Genomic DNA, 8,619 nt, shown 5'->3' with positions numbered 1-8,619 from the left:
CCACCATCGCCACGCTGCTGACCACCGCCAAGATGAACCAGGTCGATCCGCACGCCTGGCTCACCCAGACCCTCGAGCGCATCGCCAATGGCTGGCCAAACAGCGCTATCGAGGCGCTCATGCCTTGGAACTACCACCGCTGAACGGCATCAGCTACCCGCTTACCATCCAGCGAGCGCAACTGTTCCACGAACAGACACAGGATCGGACGGGCGGCCTCTGGGATGGCGGAGCCATGATCCTCGATCGCCGTTACAAGCTTGGCCACATGGAAAAGGCCCTGCGCGGCCACCAGCCCGAATTCGGCAAGATGGCCACGTATCGCATTGATGGTCTGGGTCCGCTGGCGCACCAGGAGATCGCGAGCGCGAAACACCATCGCCGCAGCCTGTTGTTCCTCACTCTTGGCTGCCACAAAACGCATCGTCGGCCGTTGCGCAGCTTCGCAGATCGCCTCCGCATCGTCGGCATCGTTCTTCTGCCTCTTCACGAAAGGCTTGACGTAGCCCGGAGCGATCAGCCGGACGTTATGTCCCAGCTTCGTGATCTCCCGCGCCCAGTAATGGCTGCTGCCGCAGGCCTCCATGGCAACCGTGCAAGCCGGCTGCGCATCAAAGAATTTAAGCATCTGATCGCGGCGAAGCTTCTTTCTAAAGAGGATAGCTCCCGATGCATCTGCACCATGCACCTGGAACACGTTCTTCGCTAGATCCAACCCGATCATGCTAACTTCCGACATGGACGCCTCCGTTCAAGTGATGATCAACGACACCACTTTGGCACAGCGATGCCGTCAGGGGGCGTCAACCCCATCAATCTCGGTTCGCACAAGAGCAAGGCAGTGCGCCGCGCCATCCGCTCGGCCGGCGCCAGTTGTTCTTTCTGCCGAAATACTCGCCCGACCTCAACCCCATCGAGAAGCTCGTCGCCAAGCTTAAGCATTGGCTGCGCAAAGCTGCCAAGCGAACGGTCGAGGCCGTCTGCGATGCCATTGGACATATCCCCGGCACCGTCACTTCAACCGAATGCAGAACTTACTTCATCGAGGCCGGCTATGCGCCAACCTAAATTCATCCCGCTCTAGCCAAAACCGTCGCACTGCGGTCGGCGTCTGACGCCGATGAACGCCTTTCAATTAATCCTGTTGGAGTGATGCGACGCCTCAACATTCTTAAGCCAGCCAGGGTCCAAAGCCTTTCGTGCGTGTCCTTGTGTTGCTCGCGCCGACCGGCGGCACTGAGCTATCAAGCCAGGCTTCCATGCCCGCCGCCCATCCGGGTCCACGCCGCAGAGAGTATGCGCAGTCGCGTCGTTTAGTCGAGGCTCGTAAAGGGTGAGCGACGCGATCGAGCCGCAGCGTAGGTGCGCGGTGATCGTTCCGGCAATCGTCGATAAAGATCATCAATTAGCCGGGCCAGCAGCAACAGGCCACCATGGTTCTCCCAAGGAAAGGGGTTTCCATTTTCGTCGGCCATTTCCAGATCAAAATCCGAATCGCTCGTTGAGTCTTGACCCACCGAGCGCGGTAAACCGCGCCTCAATCTCCGGACTCCAGCAAGCCTCCCACGAAGTTCGCCTGCCGGAGAAGGTAAAGGTCTGCTCTCCAATAAGTTGGTTCAAGATCAGCTCCGGCTTCTGCGGTGACTGGATCTCGCAAAACTCAGCAATTTTGCGAATGGTCTCGAGCTGAACTTCGTGCCCTTGGTCACCTATGATCTGCTCATAGGTCAATCCAAGAACATCCTCCTCATCTGCCCACGGCACCAACGGGTGACAGCGTTCGTTGAAAATGAAAGGCGCAATCTCATCAAAGTACTTCAGCATTTTCTCGGGCCCGTTCGGCTCATGGCGCCACTTGATCTCAGCCCTCCCAGGCGGGCACCAGTCGCTGTTCCCGACATATCGCATCTGCGACACAATTGCCGCACGCATTTCACGCGAAAGGAAGATGACTTTGAAATCCGCCAAACAATGGCGAATGCCCATGTCGCACGGCAGATGCCCATAGCCAAACTGACCGGGCTGAATAAAGCGAGATGATATCTCGATCGGTATCCACAGGATGTTTTCAGAATGAGTGAACCGAGCTCTCTCGACATCCACAAAGCGGAAGTCTCCCAGATATTCTTTATTAAAGAACACATCGGACTGTTCAAGCCCGAGCATGGTTAGCAGACGGGCATATAGGTGGGTGCCCGCCTTCGGAATGGAACAAATCATAACCCGCGCGCTTGTGGCGCCGCCCGTCGGCTTAATTGACCAAGCTTCATTTGAGCAGGGGTAAAGCGGAAAATTTTGACCCGCGATAACGCGCAGCTCTTCTGGAAGCGGGTGGACCATTGCGTATCTTCTCACTTTTGCAAGGTGTTAAGCAATCAAGGTAGCAAATGCGGACTGTGGATACATTCGGAGACTGCCAGCTTGGCCCCAGGCAGTCGCGCCCTGTTGTCGCCGCCCATGAGTGACGGAATTATTGAGAGCGTCGGCCATGTGCGACGATTCTGGCCAGCTCGCTGCGCTGGTATTCCGATAGCTGAGAGCGAAGGAGATCGGCACGCCGTTGGCTCGCCCCGCTTGGCGATCGTCGCTGAGAGACAATCATACGTCATGTCAAAACTCAGAGTCGCCCGAAGACGCCTACGAAAGCTGCCGATGAGCTAATTACCGACGACACTTCCGCGTTCACTAGGGATCTAGCCGGCTTTTCATTGTCCTGCCTCTGTCTTGGATCGGACCGTGAACTTCTTTCCAGGAGAAAGCAAGCAATCGGTGAATCTTGCCCGCCGAGTAGATGCTATGGGGGGAGCGGCGAGGGTGTGGCATCCTTCGCTGTTTCAACCACCATCAGAAGGAGGCGTCCCATGTCGCAATCTTTTGACACGAGCCGCTCCCTTACCGCTCTTGAACAGGATAACACGATCATCGCCGTCATCGAAATGAGCAAGGGGAAGTGGCTCGTCGCCGCGCTTATTCCAGGTCTCAAGCGCCAGCCCCTCAAGAAGATCGATGCCGTCGCGCCAGCACTGTTGAAGCTAAATCAGCCCAGGCGCGACGAAGCCGGCCGGGCCGGGCACACGGTCCAGCGGATCGCCGTCGCCTACGAGGCGGCCGGCGACGGCTTCTGGCTGGCGCGCTGGTTGCGGGCGCACGGCATCGAGGCCTATGCCATCCATCCCTCAAGCGTTCCGGTGTGCGCGAGCACCAGCGCGCCAAGATCGATGGTCTCGACACCGAGCTTTTGATGCGCGCGTTTCTCGGCTGGCTGCGTGGCGAGAAGCGCCATTGCTCCATGGCGGCAATCCCGACATTCGAAGAGGAGGACGCGCGGCGGCCGAACCGCGAGCGGGGGACCCTGGTCGGCGAGCAGACGCGGCTCATCAACCGCATCAAGGCGATCCTCGCCCGCTTCGGCGTCCGCAGCTTCCGGCTGAGCCTGCGCCAGGCGGCGGACAGGCTGGAGAGCATCCGAACGGCGGAGGGAACGCCGCTGCCGGACAACACCCGCGCCGAGCTCTACCGCTTCCTTGAGCGGCTCAACCTCGTGCGCGCGCAGATCCGCGCCATCGAACAGGAGCGCCTGCGCCGGCTGGCGGCGGCTCCGGCTGCGGCGAACGGCCCGCACGCGATGGTTCGCCTGCTCGCGCGGATCATCGGCATCGGCGTCGAGACCGCCGACATGCTGGTCAACGAGATGCTGTCGCGCAAGCTGCGCGACCGCCGCGCCGTGGCGCGCTACGCCGGCCTCACGGGGTCGCCGGACGAGAGCGGCAATACCCCTCGGGTCGGTTGAATACCCAGAAAATCAACGGCCCTCTCCACCAGTCGAGCCCGAAGTGCTGACTTCGCCGAGAGTACCAACTTTGGGACAGAGCCAGTCAAGGTGGCACGAGTTTTGAGCTGCCCGGGTACAAAGCAAGGGAAGCTGCCGAATAGCTTCCTGTGGTGCGAAACGCAACGGATGAAATGAAGGAAAGCAGACAGCATGTCAGATCTGATACGGATCCTTGTGAGGATAATTCTCACCACACAAACGCCGGTCACGAGTTTGAAGCCGCCTTTCTGAACTCAACGTGCCGAGGGTGTCACGGCACCCGGTTTTCCTCTCAGGGGCGAACTCTCAGCTCTTGAGCGTTCCGCCGTGGGCCGAGCCTCCGCTCGGACGCGTAAAAGCGATCGAAAGGTGGGTTGGTTCGGCTCTGCATTCGCGAGTGGCCGATGGCCGACACCACGATGAGGTTGGCGTCTGGAGGACTATATGAACAAGCATGGAAGCTTAGTCTCGGAAGCAAATGCAACGCGCATTCACCAGAACGACACTTCTCTCGCCCTCTTCGGAGGGATTCCTACAGTGCCGGCCGGGCGAGTTGTCCCTTGGCCAGCCGCCAAACGCAAGCATCTGAAGGCGCTCGCCAGTGTTGTCAAAAGCGGCAAATATCATCGAGTTAATCACCCTATTGTCACTGAGCTCGAAAAGCGCCTAGCGGAGTGGTCGGGCAACTGGTCTGTGCGCGCTGTTGGAAGCGGCACAGCCGCTATTCACGTGGCCCTCGACTACTACCGGAATCGAGGCCGCCGAGCTGTCACCTCGGCTTTGAACTGGCCAGGAGCCGTCGGCCCCATCGCGATCAGCGGACTCGAGCCGGTGTTTGTCGATGTAGAGCCAAACCTTGCGGGAGTTGATCAGAAGATGGCGGCCGCTCTCATCGAGCCCGGCGACGCGGTGGTGCTCATAACTCATCTGTTCGGAAATAACATTTTGGTTCCGGATCTTAGGCTGGCTGCGCGAGCGAGTGACGTGGCCATTATTGACGATGTTTGTCAATCGATTGGCGTTGCGAAAAACATTGTCAATGGATCTTACTTAGAGACCGACGCACTTGCTCTTTCAGGAAATGGGGCCAAACACCTCGGAGCGGGTGAGCTTGGGTTTGTTCTGACAAGGGACCCTGCTCTGATTCACCATGTCGATAAGGTTTCGCTGACAAGCTCGTCGCGATGTGGAGCTAGAATTTTCTCCCCGAGTTCGAAAGGTTACAATTACCGACCCAACGTATTCTCTGCTGCTATAGCCAATCACAGGCTCAAGCGCCTAGACCGGCAGCTCAAAAAGAGGCGAAGCAACGCAATGTTCCTCTGGCAGGAAATTGGCCATCTCTCAGGGCTTCTGCCTCTTTTCGATCCAGCAGTTGATCAACAATCAATGCTTAGTCTCCCGCTGCGTCTTGAGCCGGAAAAGCTCGGTTTTCTAGCTGGCCCTTCGGCCAGGGATTTCATCGTTAAGCTCCTTCAAGCCGAGGGAGTTCCGGTCATGGTTTGGCTAACGAAGCCCGTTTTTGACTATCTCCCGGATGTCAGCAAAAGATGGTCAAGGACCGATTTCCCAAACACGATGATGCTACTGAACACTATGTTTTGCGTGTCGGAGATCGCTCCGCCAAACGGCGCAGAAGTGATGAAATTGTACGCAGCCGCATTTCAAAAGGTCTGGGCAGCGCTTCCAAATCTAACCTCAAAATTCCCTTAGATCGTGTGTTTGGCCAGAGGGCAGGAGGGCGAGACGATGGACAGCTTAATAAAGGGCTTTCTGCCATATGGCTTTTCAATTGTTGTGAAATTCGGCGGGAGCATCATGCGTGATCTTGCGGTGTGTAAGCTTGCACTGGCTGAACTTGAGCGTCTCGCCGGTGACGGCCATCGAATACTACTTGTTCCGGGCGGCGGCATCCCAGACAAAGCAATTGAAATGATTGATGCGGCCAAGCCATTGGAGTCGTCTACGGCGCATCATGCGTGTGCGCTAGCACAGGACCAAACGGGGTATTTGCTTGCGGACGCCGCCTTCTCTTCCAAGCTTGTTCCATCGGCCAGCCTAGGTGAGTGCCGAACTCTCGCGAGAGTAGGAAAGATTCCAGTCCTGCTACCTTCCCGTTTGCTGTTTGCAGCTGATCCAGTGGAATGGAGTTGGGATGTTACATCCGACGCCGTTGCCGCGTGGGTCGCTTGGCTCACCGGAGCACCACGGCTGGTGATTTTGACAGATGTTGATGGCGTGTATCGTGGTGGAGCAACCGAAGATCCCGCTGCACTTATAGAGCAGATCGCTGCTCAAGATCTTGTCCTTCTCGGCCACACGTCGGTTGACGCGTGCGCGGTCCAGTTCATGGCACAGAAACGCCTCCCCGGCGTGGTGATTAACGCTCGTCATTCTTCTCGTCTCTCCGATTGGCTCGAAGGGAAGCGCGTTAAAGCGACCAATATCACCGTCGGAAGCAGGAAAGCCTATATCGCAACCGAGGATCTGGGGGGGGCGGCATGATGCCCTCCACGGCACTAGTAGTTTATGGCCCAGAAGTCGCTCGCTCCGGAATCACGTGGCTGCTCGACGAGTTTATTCGCAGGCGAACCGGCTTGGAACTCGCGGAGCGATTCTTTTCAATCCACAATCGTAGATCGATCGATGCGTTTTATACCCTGACACATTCCACCGGCGGGAACCATTGGCCATTGGTGCTGGACTTGTTCGACATGCGTCCGGTTTGCGCCACAATCTGGAGCGGACCTAATGCGCTGCACCTATCGCAAGGACTAAAGGGTAATACACAGCCGGCCCATGCTAGAAGCGGCACCGTACGTAGTCTCTTTTTTTGCGACAATCCCGTGACGAACCTCCTCCATGTGAGCGACAGTCCAGAAGTAATGCAGGCCGAGCTGGCAATACTTCGGCGCCAATTCTTGGGCAACGAAGTAGCCGCTTGGAATTCCCTCGATACCGGCCAAATCGCCCATTCATCTTTCCAGATGTTGTTACACGTTCTTGGCGACAGGGGATCTGTGCCGATGCCGGACAATGGGGGTGATGGTAGCGCCTTTGCTCACGCGAGATCAAGTTACGGCAAAGCACTCCTACTCGCATCAAAGAGGGGCCTGACAACGGCCGTCCACCGGTACCTTCAGGGGGATCGAGCCGGTCTAGAAGGTATTGTTCAGCATGCGTCTGTCCGCTCATCTTGGGATCGCCTCGTTCTTGAGGCCGGTCTGTTTTCAATGCCTCTTTGGCATTCCCTGCTGAAGCGAACCGTCGATGCCGTCGAGCCTGAATCAGGTAGCGACGACTACCGTATCCATCTGGGGAGCACATATGAGCGAACTCGATAGTATCAGGACAATGCTTCGGACAAGCCAACAAGGCAACTTTCCGCGCCATTTGCAGGAATTCGGGCTTGATCTGATCGTACTGGAAGGGGTTTTTCCTCCTGAGAGTTTCGAGGGTTGGCGTTGGATCAGCGAGAATTTCCCCCCATTCGCCGGGAAGACCATATTGGAAATCGGCTGCGGCTTCGGTCTTCCCGGCCTTCTGTTGGCAAAAAGTGGTGCGCGGTCGTTAGTAGCTTGCGACATCAACCAGAGGGCGGTCGCGAACACATTGGAGAATGCGAAAAGAAACGGCATCAAGAACGTGGAAGCTATCGAAAGCGATTTATTCACAAACATCCCCCGTCGCAGGAGATTCGACATTGTATTTTGGAATTACCCGTCGAACTTCGCTGCAGAAGACTACAAGTATGTGGATGACATCGAATGTGGCGCGATTGATCCAGGGTATAATTTGCTCAAGCGCTTTTTGTCGGAAGGCCCAAATTTCCTTACAAAAACAGGTCGTATCGTTCTAGGATTCGGGACTAATGCCCGTGACGATCTCCTTGAACACATTGCGGCTTCGAATGATCTCACAACTGTGATGCTGCGGTCCGGAACCTATCCCCACGTGAAGGTAGTTTACAGGCTGTTCTCAATATCCAAGAAGGATATAAGGATATGATTTCCGACCTGATGCACACTGGATTTGTCGCTATTTCGCCCAATCGGTGCAAAGATAGTTGGGTGGCCGGCAGCAGCGTCCTTTCGCAATTCATCCATCGTGTGCCGAGTGATGTTGACATTCATCATGTCAATTTGGACGCATTTACGGAAGCTGTGGACAAGGATACAAGGGCTCTGGCGTACGCCGGGTTCTCCATCGCTTCACAGCGACCTGCCGGCGCGGAGTTGGAGATCGTGTTTTTGAGGTCGAACGGGACCTTGGCGCTGAATTGGGTTCTCGAAGAGGAACGACCAGCGGCGTTAGTTGATGATCCGCTTCTTGGGACACGGGCGAGCTTCGCGGACGTCATCGCGCGAAAGATTGAGATGTACTTGGAGGACCATCATTCGAAGCATCGGGATGATCTGCTTGCACTCCTGGATCATTCCGCCTTAATGGCTCCCGAAATCAGCCGGGACAAATTGGTTGCTATGATTTCCGCGCTAGTCCAGGGCTCGCAGGACACGGGTCAAATCCAATCTTCTTGCCCGCACAGATGGATATCTGACCACATTTGGCCAGTCACGGAACGATCTTTCATAGACTAGACTAAGACTATACATGTGAACCTAAAGGTCGGCACATGAGGTCTGCTCGGCCGCTCTGACAGAACTCCTGACGGACGAGAGAACTTCGTCCACGGCTTGATCCGAGCACCCATCCGGTGAAGACCGCAGACGTGTATCCGGCGGCCATGAGGACCTGAGCACCGCGGTGCCGGCGTCAAGTTTTTGATGGGGAGACGCGATGATATTCTT

At 56.6% G+C, this 8,619-nt stretch carries 9 protein-coding genes and 2 pseudogenes; 9 read left to right on the top strand and 2 right to left on the bottom strand.

Going from position 1 to position 8,619, the window contains the following annotated elements; all coding sequences use genetic code 11:
• On the top strand, positions 1–143 hold a 143-nt coding region (locus tag NKI54_RS35780), incomplete at its 5' end, for a transposase domain-containing protein (protein WP_352694543.1).
• 17 nt (positions 144–160) lie between these two features.
• Here NKI54_RS35780 and NKI54_RS35775 read toward each other — a convergent pair.
• Positions 161–739, bottom strand: a pseudogene (locus NKI54_RS35775) (IS110 family RNA-guided transposase); the annotation flags it as partial.
• Positions 740–814: 75 nt separating this feature from the next.
• On the opposite strand from NKI54_RS35775, the pseudogene NKI54_RS35770 reads away from it, so the two are divergent.
• Positions 815–1,068 (top strand): annotated as a pseudogene (locus NKI54_RS35770) (transposase); the annotation flags it as partial.
• A gap of 414 nt (positions 1,069–1,482) precedes the next feature.
• Here the strand turns inward: NKI54_RS35770 and NKI54_RS35765 are convergent.
• On the bottom strand, positions 1,483–2,340 hold the full coding sequence (locus tag NKI54_RS35765; RefSeq protein WP_352529071.1) for a sulfotransferase domain-containing protein: 858 nt from the start codon (positions 2,338–2,340) through the stop codon (positions 1,483–1,485).
• A gap of 521 nt (positions 2,341–2,861) precedes the next feature.
• Here NKI54_RS35765 and NKI54_RS35760 point away from each other — a divergent pair.
• The 7 genes from NKI54_RS35760 to NKI54_RS35730 all read left to right on the top strand — a co-directional run bounded on the left by NKI54_RS35760 (position 2,862) and on the right by NKI54_RS35730 (position 8,409).
• The gene (locus NKI54_RS35760) at positions 2,862–3,242 is read left to right on the top strand and encodes a hypothetical protein (protein ID WP_352694541.1); all 381 of its coding nucleotides are present in this window, start codon (positions 2,862–2,864) and stop codon (positions 3,240–3,242) included.
• Positions 3,191–3,790, top strand: a complete 600-nt coding sequence (locus NKI54_RS35755) for a transposase (protein WP_352694539.1) — start codon at positions 3,191–3,193, stop codon at positions 3,788–3,790. Before NKI54_RS35760 ends, NKI54_RS35755 begins: the two co-directional genes overlap by 52 nt.
• Positions 3,791–4,255: 465 nt before the next feature.
• Positions 4,256–5,524 (top strand): DegT/DnrJ/EryC1/StrS family aminotransferase, encoded by a 1,269-nt coding sequence (locus NKI54_RS35750; RefSeq protein WP_352529065.1) that lies wholly within the window; start codon positions 4,256–4,258, stop codon positions 5,522–5,524.
• 36 nt (positions 5,525–5,560) lie between these two features.
• Positions 5,561–6,316: an amino acid kinase family protein gene (locus tag NKI54_RS35745; RefSeq protein ID WP_352579559.1), complete on the top strand. Its 756-nt coding sequence runs from the start codon at positions 5,561–5,563 to the stop codon at positions 6,314–6,316.
• Complete coding sequence (locus NKI54_RS35740) at positions 6,313–7,155, top strand: nucleoside-diphosphate kinase (protein WP_352694537.1); 843 nt, start codon at positions 6,313–6,315, stop codon at positions 7,153–7,155. Before NKI54_RS35745 ends, NKI54_RS35740 begins: the two co-directional genes overlap by 4 nt.
• Positions 7,139–7,819: a methyltransferase gene (locus NKI54_RS35735; RefSeq protein ID WP_352529059.1), complete on the top strand. Its 681-nt coding sequence runs from the start codon at positions 7,139–7,141 to the stop codon at positions 7,817–7,819. Before NKI54_RS35740 ends, NKI54_RS35735 begins: the two co-directional genes overlap by 17 nt.
• The gene (locus NKI54_RS35730) at positions 7,816–8,409 is read left to right on the top strand and encodes a hypothetical protein (protein WP_352694535.1); all 594 of its coding nucleotides are present in this window, start codon (positions 7,816–7,818) and stop codon (positions 8,407–8,409) included. The genes NKI54_RS35735 and NKI54_RS35730 overlap by 4 nt, the downstream gene beginning before the upstream one ends.
• Positions 8,410–8,619 lie beyond the last annotated feature (210 nt).

Source organism: Mesorhizobium sp. M0663 (genome assembly GCF_040320585.1).
Classification (GTDB): domain Bacteria; phylum Pseudomonadota; class Alphaproteobacteria; order Rhizobiales; family Rhizobiaceae; genus Mesorhizobium.
This window is presented reverse-complemented; position numbering and strand designations above follow the sequence as displayed.